16 protein-coding genes and 1 pseudogene are annotated in these 17,927 nt (G+C 66.5%); 13 read left to right on the top strand and 4 right to left on the bottom strand.

Annotated elements, in window-relative coordinates; genetic code table 11:
- The first annotated feature begins 35 nt into the window (after nucleotides 1–35).
- Entirely contained in the window at nucleotides 36–467 is a 432-nt protein-coding gene (locus AC5Y4H_RS12705) for a pyridoxamine 5'-phosphate oxidase family protein (RefSeq protein ID WP_499982135.1), read from the top strand.
- Here the strand turns inward: AC5Y4H_RS12705 and AC5Y4H_RS12700 are convergent.
- Together AC5Y4H_RS12700 and AC5Y4H_RS12695 are read right to left on the bottom strand one after the other, a co-directional pair.
- Nucleotides 409–882 (bottom strand): group III truncated hemoglobin, encoded by a 474-nt coding sequence (locus AC5Y4H_RS12700; RefSeq protein ID WP_499982134.1) that lies wholly within the window; start codon nucleotides 880–882, stop codon nucleotides 409–411. The two genes, AC5Y4H_RS12705 and AC5Y4H_RS12700, sit on opposite strands and share 59 nt — an antisense overlap.
- Before the next feature lie 162 nt (nucleotides 883–1,044).
- Nucleotides 1,045–1,842, bottom strand: a complete 798-nt coding sequence (locus AC5Y4H_RS12695; RefSeq protein WP_499982133.1) for a universal stress protein — start codon at nucleotides 1,840–1,842, stop codon at nucleotides 1,045–1,047.
- 245 nt (nucleotides 1,843–2,087) lie between these two features.
- Between AC5Y4H_RS12695 and AC5Y4H_RS12690 the strand changes: the two genes are divergently transcribed.
- The 5 genes from AC5Y4H_RS12690 (at nucleotide 2,088) to AC5Y4H_RS12670 (ending at nucleotide 8,670) form a co-directional block, all read left to right on the top strand.
- On the top strand, nucleotides 2,088–4,412 hold the full coding sequence (locus AC5Y4H_RS12690) for a nitric-oxide reductase large subunit (RefSeq protein ID WP_499982359.1): 2,325 nt from the start codon (nucleotides 2,088–2,090) through the stop codon (nucleotides 4,410–4,412).
- Between the two features lie 3 nt (nucleotides 4,413–4,415).
- Complete coding sequence (locus tag AC5Y4H_RS12685; protein WP_499982132.1) at nucleotides 4,416–5,042, top strand: hypothetical protein; 627 nt, start codon at nucleotides 4,416–4,418, stop codon at nucleotides 5,040–5,042.
- Nucleotides 5,039–5,836, top strand: coding sequence for a slipin family protein (locus AC5Y4H_RS12680; RefSeq protein WP_499982130.1), 798 nt, complete (start codon nucleotides 5,039–5,041; stop codon nucleotides 5,834–5,836). Before AC5Y4H_RS12685 ends, AC5Y4H_RS12680 begins: the two co-directional genes overlap by 4 nt.
- Nucleotides 5,837–6,334: 498 nt before the next feature.
- On the top strand, nucleotides 6,335–7,489 hold the full coding sequence (locus AC5Y4H_RS12675; RefSeq protein WP_499982129.1) for a PPE family protein: 1,155 nt from the start codon (nucleotides 6,335–6,337) through the stop codon (nucleotides 7,487–7,489).
- 92 nt (nucleotides 7,490–7,581) lie between these two features.
- Nucleotides 7,582–8,670 carry a PPE family protein gene (locus AC5Y4H_RS12670; RefSeq protein WP_499982127.1) on the top strand — a complete coding sequence of 363 codons (1,089 nt, stop codon included), beginning with the start codon at nucleotides 7,582–7,584 and terminating at the stop codon, nucleotides 8,668–8,670.
- A 7-nt stretch (nucleotides 8,671–8,677) separates the two neighbouring features.
- On the opposite strand, the gene AC5Y4H_RS12665 is transcribed toward AC5Y4H_RS12670, so the two are convergent.
- Nucleotides 8,678–9,004 (bottom strand): hypothetical protein, encoded by a 327-nt coding sequence (locus tag AC5Y4H_RS12665; RefSeq protein WP_499982358.1) that lies wholly within the window; start codon nucleotides 9,002–9,004, stop codon nucleotides 8,678–8,680.
- A 63-nt stretch (nucleotides 9,005–9,067) separates the two neighbouring features.
- Here AC5Y4H_RS12665 and hisN point away from each other — a divergent pair, with 63 nt between their 5' ends.
- The 3 genes from hisN to AC5Y4H_RS12650 all read left to right on the top strand — a co-directional run bounded on the left by hisN (nucleotide 9,068) and on the right by AC5Y4H_RS12650 (nucleotide 12,576).
- Complete coding sequence (hisN, locus tag AC5Y4H_RS12660; protein ID WP_499982125.1) at nucleotides 9,068–9,856, top strand: histidinol-phosphatase; 789 nt, start codon at nucleotides 9,068–9,070, stop codon at nucleotides 9,854–9,856.
- 84 nt (nucleotides 9,857–9,940) lie between these two features.
- A complete protein-coding gene (locus tag AC5Y4H_RS12655) occupies nucleotides 9,941–11,338 on the top strand; it encodes an acyl-CoA dehydrogenase family protein (RefSeq protein WP_499982123.1) in 1,398 nt (465 codons plus the stop codon).
- A 32-nt stretch (nucleotides 11,339–11,370) separates the two neighbouring features.
- Nucleotides 11,371–12,576 carry an acyl-CoA dehydrogenase family protein gene (locus AC5Y4H_RS12650; RefSeq protein WP_499982118.1) on the top strand — a complete coding sequence of 402 codons (1,206 nt, stop codon included), beginning with the start codon at nucleotides 11,371–11,373 and terminating at the stop codon, nucleotides 12,574–12,576.
- Here the strand turns inward: AC5Y4H_RS12650 and AC5Y4H_RS12645 are convergent.
- A pseudogene (locus AC5Y4H_RS12645) lies at nucleotides 12,569–13,374 on the bottom strand (oxidoreductase). The gene AC5Y4H_RS12650 and the pseudogene AC5Y4H_RS12645 sit on opposite strands and share 8 nt — an antisense overlap.
- Before the next feature lie 22 nt (nucleotides 13,375–13,396).
- On the opposite strand from AC5Y4H_RS12645, the gene AC5Y4H_RS12640 reads away from it, so the two are divergent.
- The 4 genes from AC5Y4H_RS12640 (at nucleotide 13,397) to AC5Y4H_RS12625 (ending at nucleotide 17,924) form a co-directional block, all read left to right on the top strand.
- Entirely contained in the window at nucleotides 13,397–14,395 is a 999-nt protein-coding gene (locus AC5Y4H_RS12640) for an acrylyl-CoA reductase family protein (RefSeq protein WP_499982115.1), read from the top strand.
- Between the two features lie 74 nt (nucleotides 14,396–14,469).
- Entirely contained in the window at nucleotides 14,470–15,441 is a 972-nt protein-coding gene (locus tag AC5Y4H_RS12635; RefSeq protein WP_499982113.1) for an NADPH:quinone oxidoreductase family protein, read from the top strand.
- Nucleotides 15,442–15,639: 198 nt separating this feature from the next.
- Nucleotides 15,640–16,728: a homogentisate 1,2-dioxygenase gene (locus AC5Y4H_RS12630; RefSeq protein WP_499982111.1), complete on the top strand. Its 1,089-nt coding sequence runs from the start codon at nucleotides 15,640–15,642 to the stop codon at nucleotides 16,726–16,728.
- Nucleotides 16,728–17,924 carry an alpha/beta hydrolase family protein gene (locus tag AC5Y4H_RS12625; RefSeq protein WP_499982109.1) on the top strand — a complete coding sequence of 399 codons (1,197 nt, stop codon included), beginning with the start codon at nucleotides 16,728–16,730 and terminating at the stop codon, nucleotides 17,922–17,924. Before AC5Y4H_RS12630 ends, AC5Y4H_RS12625 begins: the two co-directional genes overlap by 1 nt.
- Nucleotides 17,925–17,927: the final 3 nt, after the last annotated feature.

Raw genomic sequence — 17,927 nt, 5'->3', positions numbered from 1 at the left:
ACTCAACATCGCCATTCCTCCGTAGCGTTGACGACGTGGGTAGCGACCAACCGGTAACCGTGCTTTCCGAGGATGAGAATTGGGACCTGTTGGGCAGTGCCTCGCTGGGCCGGCTGGTCACCAACTTCGCCGGGGAGCCCGAGATCTTTCCCGTCAACTTCGTCGCGCAAGAGCAAACCGTGTTGTTCCGCACGGCCGAGGGCACCAAGCTGTTCTCGGCCGTTGCCAATCACGCGGTGGTCTTCGAGGTCGACGACCACAACCTCATCGAAGGATGGAGCGTAATCGTGCGCGGTCGCGCGCGATTGCTGAAGAGCGACGCGGACATTCAGCGAGCCGAACGTGCCCAGTTGCTGCCATGGACGGCGACGCTCAAACCGCACTATGTGCGCATAACGCCGACCGAAGTCACCGGTCGTCGTTTCCGATTCGGTCCCGAGCCTGATCGTCACGAGCCGGTTGCATGACGAGGAGTTCGGGTGCGTCGGCGCCGGTCAGTCGCCGATGCATGGCCCACGCGATCCGGCCGGCCTGAACCTTCGCCCGATCGGCCGCCGGTCCGCGGTACATCTCGTCAACGGTGTTGTGCCACAGGGTGAGCCAACGCCGAAAGTGCCGATCCGACAGGGGGGCGCGTCGGTGGATCTCCCGGTGCGCCTGCAACGCGCTGCCGCGATAGAGACCGGCGCGGAACAGTACCGTCTCCCAGAAGTCACACATCGTGGGAACGTGGGTGTCCAACCCGGTGGCCCGCAATTCGGCGAACGGTTCGGCCAACACCTCGTCGTCTAGCGCCCGTCCGTAAAACCGGCGCAGCAACGCCTCCACGTCTGCGCGGTCGACCAGGTCCGCACCCGCCTCGGCCGTCGTCAGCTGAGCCATAGCTAGCAAGCCCTCCCGTATATCTGCAACTCAGAGTAACACCATCTTTGCCCGTGGTCTGGCCTGGCAAGAGGGTCGTTAGTCACATAGGTCCACTCCCGACCGTGACTGGGTGCGACGATGTTCGTTGCAGAGCAGTGGTTCAGATCACGGGCTGCCTGGCTACAGGTTGCCGCAACGTATCGCAAGCACGGAATGACCCGCGTGGCACAGCGCCTCGGCTCGATGGGAGTCGGTGACCAGCAGCTGGCCCGCGTCGTGGTGGACGCGCAGGTACTGGCCCACGCCCTCGGTCGCGACCACCGGCTCGACCTGCACATCGGGATACAACCGCGTCCACCGCGCCAGCCGGCGATCCAATTGCCTTTGCGCTGAGCGCTTTCCATGGTTTCCGTCACGAGCGTCCGCGCCCCTCGATACCGACACGGCCCGCAGGACGGTCCGGCGCAGCCTCGCCTCGTCGAACGCGTGCCTCAGCACCGTGCCGTTGTCCACTTCGGCGACCACGCTGCTGACTTGGGGCGCCGTCGGACGGCTCGCCGATTGCTGGATCACGGCGACCGGACACGACGCCGAGCGGACCACACGGGCCGCCACGGCGGGCCCGCCGTGGCAGGCATGGTTGAGCCCGATTCGCCCGACGCAGACCATGCTCGCCGATCTGGACGCTTCGAGCAGTTTGGAAACCGTTCTGCCCCAGAGTATGTCAGTTTCGACCTTGACCGATTCGCCGCCGGCGTCGACGGCCCGGTGCGCGTCGGCCAAGGCGGCACGCGCGACCGCGAGCCGAGTGGCGTCGTCGCGCGCGGTCCACGCGTCATGCGGATCGATGACATACACCAATCGCAGGGGGATGTCGCGGCTGACCGCCTCATCGATTGCCCAGACGGCCGCATGTATCGCCGCCCTGGAACCGTCGACACCTACCAAAATTGCGGGAGCTGAATACACGTTGCTCATCACGCGACATCCTTCGCCGAGCTTCATTTACATCGTTCAACTACAGATTATGGCCCGTAAACTCCGCTCCCCCAGAGGCATTGGTCCCTAAATGGGTGCCATTGGACCCTATGACCCCCACGAACAACCGAATTGACTGTTGCCATCGAAACGACGGAGTTCGAGTATTGAGTGCGGACCAAACGTAGGTGTGTTTGACATCTGAGACAGCGGGCACCACCACCCATCGACGGGAGACCTCGCGCATGACCGCTCAGCAGACATCCGCTCAACCGTCATCGTCACCTCCCCTAGTCGGAAAGGGCTGGGTGCAGGGCGTCGCCCTGGTCATGATCTTCGGCTTCCTCGTGATGGGCATCCTGGCCTACCGCACGTATTCGGCGTCGATGCCGATGCCGGACAAAGTCGTCAGTGAATCGGGGCAGCTCCTGTTCACCGGCCAGGACATCACCCGGGGCCAAGAGCTCTACCAGGCCCGCGGCCTGATGGAGTACGGCTCGGTCCTCGGCCACGGCGCCTACCTGGGACCCGACTACACCGCCGAATATCTGCGGTCCGCCACACAGGATGTCGCCGGTCAACTCCGCGCGCGGGGCGCTCCCGATCCGCACGAGCAAGTGGTCGCCGAATTCCGCACCAATCGCTATAACCCCGCCACCAAGACATTGGTGTTCACCGACCGCCAAGCCGTGGCCTTCGACCACATCCGAAGCCAGTACGCCGCCTACTTCGGTGAGAACTCAACGAAATACGGGCTGCTGCCCCACATGATCACCGACAAGGCCCAGATCCGCGACCTCACGGCGTTCTTCGCCTGGACGGCCTGGGCCGCGGCGGCCGAACGTCCCGGCCACAAGTACACCTACACCAACAACTGGCCGGCCGAGCCGCGCGTCGACAACGGCCCGACCGCCGCGGTGATCGTCTGGTCGGCGCTGTCGCTGATCGCTTTGCTGGGTGGCATCGGAATCATGTTCGCGGTCTACGGCCGCTGGAGTCAGAAGGTCGGCTGGCACAGCGCCGAATCGTCCACCCTGTCCTTCCGCCAGCCCGGCGAGGTGAGCCTGACTCCGGCGCAGCGCGCCTGCATCTGGTTCTTCGCGATCGTGTCGGTGCTGTTCCTGGCGCAAACGCTGCTGGGCGCCGCGGCCGAGCACTACCGGGCCGATCTGTCCAACTTCTTCGGATTGGATCTGGCCCGCGTGTTGCCCTACAACCTGGCCCGCACCTGGCATCTGCAGCTGTCGCTGTTCTGGACCGCGGCGGCCTTCCTGGCCGGTGGCATCTTCCTGGTGCCGTTCATCGCCCGGCGCGAGCCCAGACGTCAGGCGTTGCTGGCATACGTGCTGCTGGGCGCGGTCGCCGTGGTGGTCTTCGGGTCGTTGATCTGCGAGGCGCTGTCCATCTACGGCGTGATCCCGGCGGGCGGTCTGTTCTCCCAGCAGTGGGAGTACCTTGACCTGCCACGCCTTTGGCAGATCCTGCTGATCATCGGCATGTTCGTGTGGATTGCGATCATCTGGCGCGGCATTCGCGGCAGGCTCAAGAGCGAGTCGAAGATGAACATGCCCTGGCTGTTCTTCTTCTCAGGGCTGGCGATCCCCGGCTTCTACGCCGTTGGCCTGCTGGCCGGCAGTGACGCCCACTACACCGTCGCGGACTTCTGGCGATTCTGGGTCGTGCACCTGTGGGTCGAGGACTTCCTCGAGCTCTTCACCACCGTGATGGTCGCCTACATGTTCGTATTGCTCGGCGTGGTACGCGAGCGGATCGCGCTGGGCGTGATCTTCCTCGACGTCATCCTCTACTCGGCCGGCGGCGTCATCGGGACCATGCACCACCTGTACTTCTCCGGAACCCCGGTGGAGCACATGGCGCTCGGCGCATTCTTCTCGGCCGCCGAGGTCATCCCACTCACCTTCCTGACCGTCGAGGCGTGGGCGTTCCTGCAACTCGGTGCGCGCCAGCAATCCGGCGACGCGAACCCGTTCCCGCACCGCTGGGCGGTCATGTTTCTGGTCGCGGTGGGATTCTGGAACTTCCTGGGAGCCGGCATCTTTGGTTTCCTAATCAACCTCCCAGTGGTCTCCTACTATCAGATCGGCACCGCCCTGACGGCCAACCACGCGCATGCGGCGATGATGGGCGTGTACGGCATGCTCGCCGTCGGCCTGGCCATGTTCGCCTTCCGCTACGTGATCCCGCCCGACAAGTGGCCCGAGAAGCTGGCGCGGATCTCGTTCTGGTGCATGAACATCGGACTCGCGTGGATGGTCTTTGCCACCTTGCTGCCGCTGGGTGTGCTGCAGCTCTACCACTCGGTCAACGACGGTTACTTCGAGGCACGGTCGCTGGGCTACATCACCAAGCCCGGCAACGCCGTCCTGGAGTGGCTCCGGCTTCCGGGCGACGTCATCCTGATAGTCGGCGGCGTGGTGCCGTTCGTCTGGATCGCATGGACAGCGCTGCGCAATTTCCGGTCGGGTACGACCGTCGACGAACTGCCGGAAAACCCGTTGTACACCCAGGCCGAGCCGGAGACCGGTACCGCCGTGCCGGCGAAGGATTGACCGGTGGGCGCGCCGACCGCCTCGGTGTGGATGATCGCCGGGTATTCGCTGGCCTTGCTCGCCGTCGGCTGGAGTTTCGACGCCATGGCCCGCCGGGCTTCTGCGCACGCGGCACGTTGGCGCACAGGCCGATTCACTTACCGGCCCGACCATGATGCATGGGTGTGTCCGCAGGATCATTGGCTGTGGCCGACCTCCTTCGACCCCAAGCATCGGGTCATGCGGTATCGCGCACAGCCGGTCGTCTGCAATAGCTGTCCCGTCAAGGCGGACTGCACGACCTCCGAGCACGGCCGTGAGATAAGCCGCGAGGTCGATCCGTGGCCGCATTCCGACGCCGGACGGTTTCACCGCGGAATCGCCTGCTGCGTAGCCGGACTGGGGATCGTGTTACCGCTGGCGACCTTGGTGGCCAATCACTCGGCCGCTGACGCGCTGGTCCTGACGGCTACCGTGCTGACCGTCGCGCTGCTCGGGCTGCCGCTCGTCCGCCACCTGTGGAACACTCCGTCCAACGCGCCCGAACACCTGCCGCACCGCACCGCAATCGAGGACCAGGTGGCCGCCGCCATCGACCGGTACTCCACCCGCTGGGGCGGCTGGAAAAGCAAGGAGGACAACACAGCATGACTGCTCTTGTGGTCGGCCTGATCGGCGCCGGGATAATCCTGCTTGCCGTGCTCGCGACGTGGTCGCTCGCCGTGCTACGCGAGTACGAGCGCGGAGTTGTGTTCCGGATGGGGCACGCACGCCCCCTGTACGGCCCCGGATTGCGGTTCTTGATTCCCTTGGTGGATAGAATGATTCGGGTCGACCAGCGCTTGGTAACGCTGACCATTCCGCCGCAGGAGGTGATCACCCGCGACAACGTTCCGGCGCGGGTCAACGCCGTCGTGATGTTCCAGGTGATGGAGCCGCTGAAAGCGATTCTGGCGGTGGAGAACTACGCGGTGGCGACATCGCAGATCGCTCAGACGACACTGCGTTCGTTGCTGGGCCGGGCGGACCTGGACACGCTGCTGGCACACCGGGAGGACCTCAACAGCGATCTGCGCACGATCATCGAGAAGCAGACCGAGCCGTGGGGTGTGCAGGTGCGGGTGGTGGAGATCAAGGACGTCGAGATTCCCGAGTCGATGCAGCGGGCGATGGCCCGCGAGGCCGAAGCCGAGCGCGAACGTCGCGCGAAGGTCATCAACGCCCGCGGCGAGTTGCAGGCATCCGAGGAGCTGCGCGAAGCCGCGGAGACCCTGTCGAAGAGTCCGGCGTCGTTGCAGTTGCGCTACCTACAGACGCTGTTGGAGTTGGGAGCGGATCAGAACTCGACCGTCGTCTTCCCCTTACCGGTCGACATCATCACCCCGTTCCTCCGGCATCCCGAGATGCTGCAGGGCGTAGTCGATAACTTGAATCATCGCGGATGACCAGGGGCGCAGTCTGCCAGGTTTGCCCCACGCACCGGCAGGGCGGCCAGCCGGGTCGTCGCGACCGCCAGATACCAAGCACTTCAACGACTTTCATTGTTCGAGCCCTGCGCATCAGGAAATTGACGTTGGTTAACAAATGGTGAACTATAGATGAACGGACGCTGAATTTTAACTGGCCGGCTTCTCGAAATAGGCAAAACCCCGCAGGGATCGGCCGCATTTGCGACTTTAAGAGGGCCCGAAAAAACGAAGGTCCCCGCAATGCCCCGCGCGCACGCTCCGCCAACCGCATAAGCGCCACGCTGCCCGCCTAGACGGCCGTGGTGCGATCGCGCCGGGCTGCCTTCTCAGCTGACGCGGGGTGAGCTTTGCGCGAGGGGGCAAAGCGAATCAGGGAGCGGCCCACACACATCTGGGGAACACGCCGATGCGGCTAGCGCCGGTGTCGGTGGCTTTTGCTTGAAAAACCACACTTCGAGGGGATGTATCACACACATGGAGTGGACTTTTCTTCCACCCGAGATCATTTCGGCCCTGATGTACACGGGTCCCGGAATGGCCTCGCTGCTGGCCGCGGCCGGGAGCTGGGACGCGCTGTCGGCCGAGCTGGCCTCCACGGCCGAGTCCTACGAATCGGTGTTGGCCGGCCTGGATCTGCAATGGCGCGGCCCCGCGTCCGAGTCGATGGCGAACTCGGCGACCCGGTACATGCGCTGGCTGCAAGCGACCGCCGAGCAGACGAAGCAGACAGCCATGCAGGCGCGGACGGCCGCGGCGGCCTACGAACAGGCGTATGCGATGACGGTGCCCCCGCCGGTGATCGCGGCCAACCGCACACTGCTGGCAGCGCTGGTGACGACCAACATCGTGGGCCAGAACACCGCGGCCATCGCGGACACCGAGGCGCAGTACGCCGACTTCTGGGCTCAGGACACCGGCGCCATGTCCGGGTACTCCGCGGCGTCGAGGGCGGCGACGACCCAGTTGCCGCGGTTCGCCACCGCGCACAAATCCATCAACGAGTCCGGGGTGGGCTCCCAGAACGCCGCCGTGGCCACGGCGAACGCCAACTCCGGTGCGACTAAGGTTGCTACGCAGACGTTTTCACCGCTCGATGTCCAACCGCAGGTGCAAGCGGCACCGAACCTGGGAGCGGCCGGCGGGGCCAACGGCAACGCCTTCCGGGTCCTTGACGCCATTCAGGGAACCGGCCTCGGTTTCAGCGCTCCGTACAACATGGAGCAGTTCGTGTCCGGAATCATCGGGGCGGAGAACAATCTGGGGATTCTCGCCAAGCCCGGAGCGGCCGCGGCGAATATCGCTCCGGCGGTCGCCGCACCCGCGCTCCGCGGCGCGACATCCGGACTCGGCGGTGGCCTGGGCAGCGTCACTGCGACGCTCTCGCACGCTGGCAAAATCGGGCCGATGTCGGTACCCGCGAGTTGGTCCGCGCCGACGAGCACCCACTTCTCGCCATTAGAACCCGCCGGCTTCACCACGCTGCCAGGGACCGAGGAGCCGATGGCGTCCGGATATCCGGGGTACCCCGGCATGCCGGGCGGCGGAGCCGCGCGGTCGGCCGGCTCGGGTTCCCCACCCCGTTACGGCGTGCGGCTCACCGTGATGCCACGGCCGCCGGCCGCCGGGTGACGTGCCGCCAATCCACCAACTGCCGCCGACCACAGCACTGACCGTTCGTCGCGAGCAGTTTCGCTGCACACAGCTCATCGAGTTGTAAGACAATGGAATTCGGCTTTTTCCCGCCAGAGGTGAACTCCTGCCGGATGTACACGGGTCCCGGAGCGGGCTCGCTGTTGGCGGCCGCGGCGAGCTGGGACTCGCTCTCGGCAGAGCTGAGCATCACGGCCGCGGTCTACGAATCCGTGCTATCCGGCCTGACGGGCTCGTACTGGCACGGGCCCGCAGCCCGAGCGATGTCGGCCAGCGCCGCGCCATATGTGGCGTGGCTGCATGCGACCGCCGAACGTGCACAGCAGACCGCCCTGCAGGCTCGGGCCGCCGCGGCAGCCTACGAACTCGCGCATGCGATGACCGTGCCACCACCCGCGGTCGCGGCCAACCGCATTCAACTGGCGACGCTGGTGGCATCGAACTTCTTCGGCCAGAACACCGCGGCCATCGCGGCCACCGAAGCTCAGTACGCGCAGTACTGGGCCCAAGATGCCGCCGCGATGAACATCTATGCCGCTAGTTCCGCTGCGGCAGCGCAATTTTCGCCGTTCGCAAACCCGCGCCGGACCACCACTTCGGATGGGGAAAGTGCTCAGGTAGCCGCCGTCGCTCAAGCCACCGTCAACGCCTCGAGCTCGAATTCGGGCTCGCAGGCGGCTTCTGCGCCCGGGGGCTCCTCGTCAGCACTCTTCCGAATTCTCGACACCATCCAGGTCGCCCAGACCACATTCAGGTCCATCTTCGTTACCGAGGGGACCGCCGCCGGAATCATCCAGGCCGACAAGAACTTGGGCATTCTGCCGAACCTCGCGGCGGTCCCGTCCGCCCTTCCCAAGTCGCCTGTGCTCAGCGGTGCCACGTCCGGCCCGGGCACCGTCAACGCGGTGCTGGCGCGCGCCGGACGAATCGGCTCGATGTCGGTACCCCCCGGCTGGGCCAGCGCGACCGGCAACCCCGTTGCGGTATTGCCGGGCAGCGGCCTGTCCGACCTGGCGGCGAGTGAACCGGTGGCCCCAATCGGGTCCGGGACGGCCGGCATACCAGGGGTACCGGGAGGGACGGTCAGGCGGGCCGCGCTTGTGGTCCCCCGCTACGGGAGGCGGATCCTGGTGATGACGCGTCCGCCCGCGGCAGGCTGACGGACGCTCAGGAGGCGGGGGGCGGCGGCGATTCGGGCGGCGCGGGCGGATCCGCGGGAACGAATCTCCAGTTGTCTGGATTCTTCGGCGAATAGACCACCGGAAACAGCTGGCCGATGGTCGGCCATTGATTCACATCGACGGCCAGGCGCTGATACACCGCGCGCTCGTTGACGGTGGGGCCGTTGATCACGCCGGCGATGGTGACGAACTGCTCGCCGGTGGCGTCGGGGCGGGGGCTGATGCCGGTCACCAGCAACGTGCCGTTCAGCAGCTCGCCCCGCGGGCCGCGCGGGACGAAGCGTTGGACGAGAAATACCGCCAATACGGCCATCAGCAGGAGCAGCAGTCCGAATTCCCACACGGGGCCATGGTAGGACCGTGATAAGACTGCGTCATGAGCCAGGACGATCTGGCGTTGGCACTGACGCTGGCCGACCGCGCAGACACGTTGACTACCGCGCGATTCGGCGCGCTGGACCTGCGCGTTGACACCAAACCCGACCTGACGCCGGTGACCGACGCCGATCGCGCGGTGGAGACCGAACTGCGTGAGCATCTCGGCCGCGAACGGCCGGACGACAGCATCGTCGGCGAAGAGTTCGGCGGCGAGACCACCTTCACCGGACGTCAGTGGATCATCGACCCGATCGATGGCACCAAGAACTTCGTCCGCGGGGTGCCGGTGTGGGCCACGCTGATCGCCTTGCTCCAAGACGGAGTGCCCGTCGTCGGTGCCGTGAGTGCGCCGGCATTGCAGCGCCGGTGGTGGGCCGCGCACGGCCGGGGCGCTTTCGTCGCGGTCAATGGTGCGCCCGCCCGCCGGCTCTCTGTTTCCTCAGTGGCCCAACTGAATTCGGCCAGCCTTTCATTTTCCAGCCTGTCCGGGTGGGCGCAGCTCGGTGTGCGGGACCGCTTCATCGCACTGACCGACACGGTATGGCGGGTGCGCGCCTTCGGTGACTTTCTGTCCTATTGCCTGCTCGCGGAAGGCGCGGTCGATATCGCCGCCGAACCGGAAGTATCGGTGTGGGACCTCGCGGCGCTCGACATCCTGGTGCGGGAAGCGGGCGGCACGCTGACGGCGTTGGACGGCACCGCGGGACCGCATCACGGCAGCGCCGTGGCCACCAATGGCCTGCTGCAAGGGCAGGTGCTCGGCAGCCTCGCGGCCAGCCCGCTGTGAATTAGTTAACAAGTGTTCTCTCCGATCTTACTCCGGAGTAAGATCGGCGATATCCGCATTGCCCAACGACCTGAGGCTGCTGAAATGACCGGTTCCGGTTCCAAACAGACATCGACCCGCCCCCGCGCCAAACGGCGCGACCACAAGTCCGCTGTCGGGTTGCAAACGCACAAACGCACCGGCGTTGACATCGCCATCGCGCTGATCACCCCGCTCGTCGGGCAGGAGTTCCTGGACAAGTACCAGCTGCGCGACCCGCTCAACCGCGCGCTGCGCTACGGCACCAAGACGGTCTTCTCCACTGCCGCCGCCTCTTCCCGGGAGTTCAAGCGAATCCAGAACCTGCGCGGCGGGCCGACTCGGCTCAAGTCCAGCGGCAAGGACTACTTCGACCTGACGCCCGACGACGAGCAGAAGATGATCGTCGAGACACTCGACGATTTCGCCGAGGAAGTGCTGCGCCCCGCCGCGCACGACGCCGACGAGGCGACGACCTACCCGCACGAGCTGATCGCCAAGGCCGCCGAGCTGGGCATCACCGCAATCAACATCCCCGAGGACTTCGACGGCATCGCCGCACACCGGTCCAGCGTGACCAATGTGCTGGTCGCCGAGGCGCTGGCGTACGGCGACATGGGTCTGGCCCTGCCGCTGCTGGCCCCGGGCGGCGTGGCCTCCGCGCTCACCCACTGGGGCAGCGCCGACCAGCAGGCCACCTATCTTCCCGAGTTCGCCGGTGAGAACGTGCCCCAAGCATGCGTGGCCATCTCCGAGCCGCAACCGCTCTTCGACCCCACCCGGCTGAAGACCACCGCGGTGCGCACCCCGAGCGGCTACCGCCTGGACGGGGTGAAGTCATTGGTCCCGGCGGCTGCCGATGCCGAGCTCTTCATCGTCGGCGCGCAGCTGGACGGCAAGCCGGCGCTGTTCATCGTCGAGTCCTCGGCGAAAGGCCTTACCGTGAAGGCGGATCCGAGCATGGGGATCCGCGCGGCGGCCCTGGGCCACGTCGAACTCTCCGGGGTGACGGTGCCGCCGACCGCGCGGCTCGGTGAGGACGAGGCGACCGACGAGGATTACTCCGAGGCGATCGCGCTGGCCCGGCTGGGCTGGGCCGCGCTCACCGTCGGCACCTCGCACGCGGTGCTCGACTACGTCGTGCCGTACGTGAAGGAACGCGAGGCCTTCGGTGAGCCGATCGCCCACCGCCAGGCGGTGGCCTTCATGTGCGCCAACATCGCCATCGAATTGGACGGGTTGCGGCTGATCACCTGGCGCGGCGCTGCGCGCGCCGAGCAGGGCCTGCCGTTCATCCGCGAGGCGGCACTGGCCAAGCGGCTCGGCGCCGACAAGGGCATGCAGATCGGCCTCGACGGCGTTCAGCTGCTCGGCGGCCACGGCTACACGAAAGAGCACCCGGTCGAACGCTGGTACCGCGATTTGCGGGCCATCGGCGTGGCCGAGGGCGTCGTCGTCATCTGAGTCGTTATCCAACTCGAGCTGAAAGTTCAATCATGGCAATCAATCTGGAACTCCCCCGCAAGATGCAGGCGGTGACGACGAAGACGCACCAGGGCGCCGCCGAGTTGATGCGTCCCATCGCCCGCAAGTACGACCTCAAGGAACACGCGTACCCGGTCGAGCTCGACACACTGTTCAGCCTCTTCGAAGGCGCCTCGGAGTCAATCGAATTCGCTGGAGCGAACGCGCTGGGCGGTGAGGACGAAGAACGGGACAAAAACCACAACGGCGCCAACATGGCCGCACTGCTGCAGACCCTGGAAGCCAGCTGGGGTGACCTCGCGATGATGTTGTCGGTTCCCTACCAGGGGCTGGGCAACGCGGCCATCTCCGCCGTCGCCAACGAAGAGCAGCTGCAACGCCTGGGCAAGGTGTGGGCGGCGATGGCCATCACCGAGCCCGGCTTCGGATCGGACTCGGCGGCGGTGTCGACGACGGCCAGGCTGGACGGCGACGAGTATGTGATCAACGGCGAGAAGATCTTCGTCACCGCCGGCTCCCGCGCCACCCACATCGTGGTGTGGGCGACGCTCGACAAGTCGCAGGGCCGCGCCGCGATCAAGTCGTTCGTCGTGCCGCGTGAGCATCCCGGGGTCACGGTCGAACGGCTCGAGCACAAGCTCGGCATCAAGGGTTCCGACACCGCGGTCATCCGGTTCGACAATGCCCGCATTCCGAAGGAAAACCTGCTCGGCAACCCCGAAATCGAGGTGGGCAAGGGCTTTTCGGGAGTGATGGAGACTTTCGACAACACCCGGCCCATCGTTGCGGCCATGGCCGTCGGCGTCGGCCGTGCCGCGCTGGAAGAGATTCGCAAGATCCTCACCGAGGCCGGCGTGGAGATCTCCTACGACAGGCCCTCGCACGCCCAGAGCGCCGCGGCGGCGGAGTTCATCCGCATGGAGGCCGACTGGGAGGCCAGCTATCTGCTGTCGCTGCGGGCGGCGTGGCAGGCCGACAACAAGATCCCGAACTCCAAAGAAGCGTCGATGAGCAAGGCCAAGGCCGGCCGCATGGCCACCGACGTCACACTCAAGACCGTCGAATTGGCCGGCACCGCAGGCTATTCCGAACAGTCACTGCTGGAGAAATGGGCGCGCGACTCGAAGATCCTGGACATCTTCGAGGGCACGCAGCAGATTCAGCAGCTGGTGGTTGCGCGCCGCCTGCTGGGCCTGTCCTCTTCCGAGCTCAAGTAGCGATTGCGTTCAGGCGCTCGCGGGCGTCGTCGTTCAATTCGATGGACGCGGCCTCCAGGTTCTCCTCCAGGTGGCTCAGCGACGAGGTGCCGGGGATCAGCAGCACGTTGGGCGCCACGCTGAGCGTCCACGCGAGCGCGACCTGAGCCGGTGTGCGACCCAGTCGCTGCGCGGTCTGTTGAACCACCTGGTGGCTGAGGCAATCCCCCGCGCCGCGCATTCCTGCAGCACCGGGGCGGACTCCCGCTGCACCAAGTTGAACGCATTTTGCACGCAAGCGATTTCAATGCGCCCCACGGCATGCAGCAGGTGCTCGCGATTGACATTGCTCAGCCCGATTCCGCCGATCAGTCCCTGCTCGCGCGCCTCGATCATGGCCGAGAGCTGGTCGTCGAACTCCCGGTCCGGGCCGTCGCTTTCGAACACTCGCAGGTTGACCACGGCCAACTGCTCGACGCCGAGGCTGCGCAGGTTGATCTCGATGTCGCGTCGCAAGTCGGCCGGCGCGTCCGCCGGCAACCAGGCGCCGGTGTCATCGCGGCGCCCACCGACCTTGCTGACCAATGCCAGGTTCTGCGGATAGGGATGCAGCGCGGCGCGAATCAGCTCGTTGGCGACGTCGGGGCCGTAAAACTGCGCGGTGTCGATGTGGTCGACGCCCAGTTCGACCGCGCGGCGCAGCACGGCCAGCGCTTCGTCACGGTCGCGCGGCGGACCGAACGCATTAGGTCCCGGCAGTTGCATGGCGCCGAATCCGACGCGGTTGACCGAAAACCCACCGAGTGGAAAGGGATCCATACGGTGAGGTTAGCGTCGACTCATGGACACGTTTCAGGCGCTCGTCGCGCGACAAGATGGTGACCGGATAACCACGTCGGTCGAGACGCTGAACCACTCCGACCTGCCGCCGGGCGAGGTGACGATCAGAGTCCTGTATTCGAGCGTCAACTACAAAGACGCGCTGGCGCTGACGCCGGGTGGCGGCGTGGTGCGCGACTACCCGGTGGTGCCGGGCATCGACCTCACCGGTGAGGTCGTGGAATCGACGTCTCCCGACTTCGCCGTCGGCGATCAGGTGCTGGCCCACGGGTACGCGATCGGCACCGGCCACCACGGTGGCTACGCCGAATACGCGCGCTTACCGGCCGGCCAGGTCGTGGCGCTCGGCGCGCTGAGCCCACACGAGGGGGCCGCGATCGGCACGGCGGGCTTCACCGCCGCGATGAGCGTGCAGGCGCTGATCGACTGGGGCATCGCGCCCGACGCGGGTCCCATCGTCGTCACCGGCGCCACCGGCGGCGTCGGCTCGATCAGCGTGGACCTGCTCGCGGCCGCCGGCTACCAAGTGGTCGCCTCCAGCGGCAAGCCCGAGGCCGCCGACCGACTCAAAGCCCTTGGCGCCGCAGAGGTTATCGGGCGGCTGCCCGCCGACCCCGACGCCAAGCCACGCGCGCTCGGCAAGGCGCGCTGGGCGGGTGGGGTGGACTGCGTGGGCGGCGCGACGCTGGCCGACGTGCTCAGCACGGTCGATTACGGCGGCGCGGTGGCGGCGAGCGGCCTCACCGGCGGCCCGGCCCTGCACACCACGGTGCTGCCGTTCATCCTGCGCGGGGTCGCGCTGCTGGGCATGGACTCGGTGCTGATGCCGATCGGACCGCGCCGCGAATTGTGGGCCAGGCTCGGCGATTCGTTGCGGCCACGTCACCTGGACTCGCTGGTCAGCGATGTTGATGTGAAGGACGTCGTCGGAGTCATCGATCGGGTGCGCGCCGGCAAGTTCTCCGGTCGGGCCGTGGTGCGGGTCGCGGGCGGATTTTGAGGCGGCAGTAGGCTGATCAAGCGCTGTTCGGGCGCAGTGATGGCAGCGCCGATGGCAGCGACGACGGAGGTGGCATGCGCGCGATACAGGTGACTCGGCTCGATGGGCCAGACGCGGTCGAGTTGACCGACATCGACGAACCGTCGGGCGACGGGGTCGTCGTCGACGTGCACGCCGCCGGGGTGGCCTTCCCGGACGCCCTACTCACCCGGGGCCTCTACCAATATCGCCCGGAGTTGCCCTTTGTGCTCGGCGCCGAGATCGCCGGCGTGGTCCGGTCGGCACCCGAGGACGCGCACGTGCGCGAGGGCGACCGGGTCGTCGGCCTCACGATGCTGTCCGGCGGCATGGCCGAGGTCGCGGTGTTGGCCCCGGACCGGGTGTTCAAGCTGCCCGACAATGTGAGCTTTGAGGCCGGCGCCGGCCTGCTGTTCAACGACCTGACGGTGTACTTCGCGCTGACCGTCCGGGGCCGGCTGCAGCGCGGCGAGACGGTCCTGGTGCATGGCGCGGCCGGAGGCATCGGCACCTCGGCGCTGCGCCTGGCGCCGGCGCTGGGCGCGTCCCGCACCATCGCCGTGGTCAGCACGCAGAACAAGGCGGACATCGCCACGGCGGCCGGGGCGACGGACGTGGTGCTCGCCGACGGTTTCAAGGATGCGGTGAAGGAGTTGACCCACGGCCGTGGCGTCGACATCGTCGTCGACCCGGTCGGCGGCGACCGGTTCACCGACTCCCTGCGCTCCCTTACTCCCGGCGGGCGGCTGCTGGTCATCGGTTTCACCGGCGGTGAGATTCCTACCGTGAAGGTGAATCGATTGCTGCTCAACAACGTTGACGTGGTCGGCGTGGGTTGGGGCGCCTGGGCGGGGACGCATCCGGGCGCGCTGCACGAGCAGTGGGCCGGACTCGAGCGATTGCTCACCTCCGGGGAGCTGGCCCCGCCCGAACCGGTGGCCTACCCGCTGGAGCAAGCCGCGACCGCGGTCGCGTCGCTCGAGAACCGGAGCGCCAAAGGGAAAGTCGTGCTGCGCGTCCGGGGGTAGGCCCCGCAGTTGCTCCCATCCGCCACAGTGGTTTCGCCGCGGGGCGGTAGACGCCTTGGGCGCTTGCGGCGTACAAGCGACGTTTTCAAGGGCGCGTTCGCGACGCCTCTTGCGTGTCCGAAAAACAAAAAGTAATGTCACTTTCAGTTTTCTCACCCTCGATCGCGATCCAGCTGGTCCCCCTCGGAGGAGCCGTCCATGGAATCCTTTGTGCACCTGCGAAAAGGCCGAACCCCACGCCGCCTGCACGCCGACCTCGACGGCCTCAAGGACGACGAGCTGGGCCGGGGCGGATTCACCGGCCGCACCGCCAACCTGTACCGGCGGCACGACCCCACCGCCTATCGGTCGGTCGGCCCCCTGCGTCCCATCGACGTGCTGTCCAGCGAGCTCAAGCCCGGCGATGCCACCGAAGCCGACGGTGGGCCGCTGCTGATGTTCAGCAACGACGACTGCCGAATTCGGTTGAGCCGTCGTCACGAGCCGATGCCGTTCTTCGTCCGTCATGTCGACGGCGACCTGCTGTGCTTCGTCCACCAGGGCAGTGGCCTGGCCGAGACCGAATTCGGGCCGTTGCGCTATCGGGAGGGCGACTGGTTGTACATCCCGAAGGCATGCACCTGGCGCCAGTTGCCCGACAGCGCGACGACGATGCTGATGATCGAGGCCACCGACGAGTTCCGGGTGCCGCCACCGGGCGCCCTGGGCCGCCATTTCCCCTTCGACCCGTCGCAGGTCGTCATCCCCGAGCCGGCGCCCGTCGATGAGACCGACGGCGAATTCGAGGTACGGCTCATTCACGAGGGCGGCCCGACAACGCTGTTCTATCAACACAATCCGCTCGACGTCGAAGGCTGGCGCGGCGACAACTTCGCGTTCACCTTCAACATCGCGGACTACAACGTGGTCACGTCCGACAGTGTCCACCTGCCGCCGACGGTGCACCTGTTCATGCAGGCCACCGGTGTCTATGTGATGAACTTCCTGCCCAAGCCCGCCGAGGGAATTCCCGGCACCGAACGCACACCGTGGTATCACCGCAACGTCGACTACGACGAGATCGCCTTCTTCCACGGCGGCTCGCTGTACGGCATTCCGATGCCACCGGGTTTGATTTCGCATGCGCCGCAAGGGGTTCACCACGGCGCACCCGAGAAGGCGCGGGAGCGGGCGCGCCGCAAATTCGACGACTACTCCCGCGTCGACTGGCAGGTGATCGCCATCGACACGCGCCGGCGGCTGACCCCGTCGGCCGAGGTACTGGCCCACGACCTAGGACAACATTGATGACACAAGCGGTGCAGCCCAAGAAGTTCGATTACGACCGAATCCCGTATCTCGTGGCCTTTCAAAATATTTCGGGAGTACGGGACGTCTACGGCGGCCTGGCCGAGATCACCGTGCTGGAAAGCTACCTGCTCAGACCCAAGGACAAACCGTCGGACACCGTGCTGGTGTTCATGCATCCCATCGGCGGCGGGGCCTACCTGCCGATGATCAACGCGCTGGCGCGGGCCGGCCATCACGTCATCTACTGCAACAGCCGCTTCCGTGGCACCGATTCGGCGCTGCTGATGGAAAAGGTCGTCGAGGACCTCGGCGAGTGCATCAAGGACGCCAAAAAGCGGCTGGGCTATTCCAAGGTGGTGCTGGCCGGATGGAGCGGCGGCGGTTCGCTGTCGGTGTTCTACCAGCAGCAGGCGCAGAATCCGACCGTCACGTCCAGCCCGACCGGCGACGGCCCCGACCTGACCAAGCTCGACCTGCCGGCCGCCGACGGGATCATGCTGCTTGCCGCGCACATCAGCCGGCACGGCACGCTGACCGAATGGCTGGACGCGTCGATCCTCGACGAATCCGACCCCACCAAGCGCGACCCCGAGCTGGATCTGTACAACCCGGACAACCCCAATCAACCGCCCTACAGCCAAGAATTCCTGGACCGCTACCGGCGGGCGCAGATCGACCGCAACCGCCGCATCACCGCGTGGGTCAGGGACAAGCTGGCCGAGTTGGCCGCCGCCGGCCGCCCCGACGACGAGTTCGGCTTCATCGTGCATGGCACCATGGCCGACCCGCGCTGGCTGGACCCGGCCGTGGATCCCAACGAACGTAAGCCCGGAACCTGCTATCTGGGCGATCCCCAGGTGGTGAACATGAGCCCCGTCGGGCTGGCCCGGTTCTGCACCCTGCGCGGCTGGCTGTCGCAGTGGAGCTACGACGACGCCCGTGGCGACGCGGTGGCCTGCGGACCCGACATCGCGATCCCCGCGCTGGTGATCGGTAACCTGGCGGACGACGCCTGTACGCCCAGCCACACCCGGCGGCTGTTCCAGGCGATTGGACACGAGGACAAGGAGATGCACGAAATCCCCGGCGCCACACACTATTACGCGGGACCCGACCAGCGCGACGCGCTACGGGCCGCCGTCACCATTGTCACCGACTGGCTGGTGCGACACGATTTTGCGAGCGCAGGATGAGCG

The sequence above is a fragment of the Mycobacterium sp. NGS58 genome (assembly GCF_059812385.1).
Note: the sequence above shows the minus strand (reverse complement) of the source record. Positions and strands in the feature narration are given on the sequence as shown.

Bases quoted from the DNA above. Each gene is read 5' to 3' on its own strand.
- AC5Y4H_RS12665 (WP_499982358.1), bottom strand. From the start codon at position 9,004: ATGGCCGTATTGGCGGTATTTCTCGTCCAACGCTTCGTCCCGCGCGGC.
- AC5Y4H_RS12655 (WP_499982123.1), top strand. From the start codon at position 9,941: ATGACCGGTTCCGGTTCCAAACAGACATCGACCCGCCCCCGCGCCAAA.
- AC5Y4H_RS12675 (WP_499982129.1), top strand. From the start codon at position 6,335: ATGGAGTGGACTTTTCTTCCACCCGAGATCATTTCGGCCCTGATGTAC.
- AC5Y4H_RS12700 (WP_499982134.1), bottom strand. From the start codon at position 882: ATGGCTCAGCTGACGACGGCCGAGGCGGGTGCGGACCTGGTCGACCGC.
- AC5Y4H_RS12635 (WP_499982113.1), top strand. From the start codon at position 14,470: ATGCGCGCGATACAGGTGACTCGGCTCGATGGGCCAGACGCGGTCGAG.
- AC5Y4H_RS12690 (WP_499982359.1), top strand. From the start codon at position 2,088: ATGACCGCTCAGCAGACATCCGCTCAACCGTCATCGTCACCTCCCCTA.
- AC5Y4H_RS12670 (WP_499982127.1), top strand. From the start codon at position 7,582: ATGGAATTCGGCTTTTTCCCGCCAGAGGTGAACTCCTGCCGGATGTAC.
- AC5Y4H_RS12630 (WP_499982111.1), top strand. From the start codon at position 15,640: ATGGAATCCTTTGTGCACCTGCGAAAAGGCCGAACCCCACGCCGCCTG.
- AC5Y4H_RS12695 (WP_499982133.1), bottom strand. From the start codon at position 1,842: ATGAGCAACGTGTATTCAGCTCCCGCAATTTTGGTAGGTGTCGACGGT.
- hisN (WP_499982125.1), top strand. From the start codon at position 9,068: ATGAGCCAGGACGATCTGGCGTTGGCACTGACGCTGGCCGACCGCGCA.
- AC5Y4H_RS12640 (WP_499982115.1), top strand. From the start codon at position 13,397: ATGGACACGTTTCAGGCGCTCGTCGCGCGACAAGATGGTGACCGGATA.
- AC5Y4H_RS12650 (WP_499982118.1), top strand. From the start codon at position 11,371: ATGGCAATCAATCTGGAACTCCCCCGCAAGATGCAGGCGGTGACGACG.
- AC5Y4H_RS12680 (WP_499982130.1), top strand. From the start codon at position 5,039: ATGACTGCTCTTGTGGTCGGCCTGATCGGCGCCGGGATAATCCTGCTT.
- AC5Y4H_RS12625 (WP_499982109.1), top strand. From the start codon at position 16,728: ATGACACAAGCGGTGCAGCCCAAGAAGTTCGATTACGACCGAATCCCG.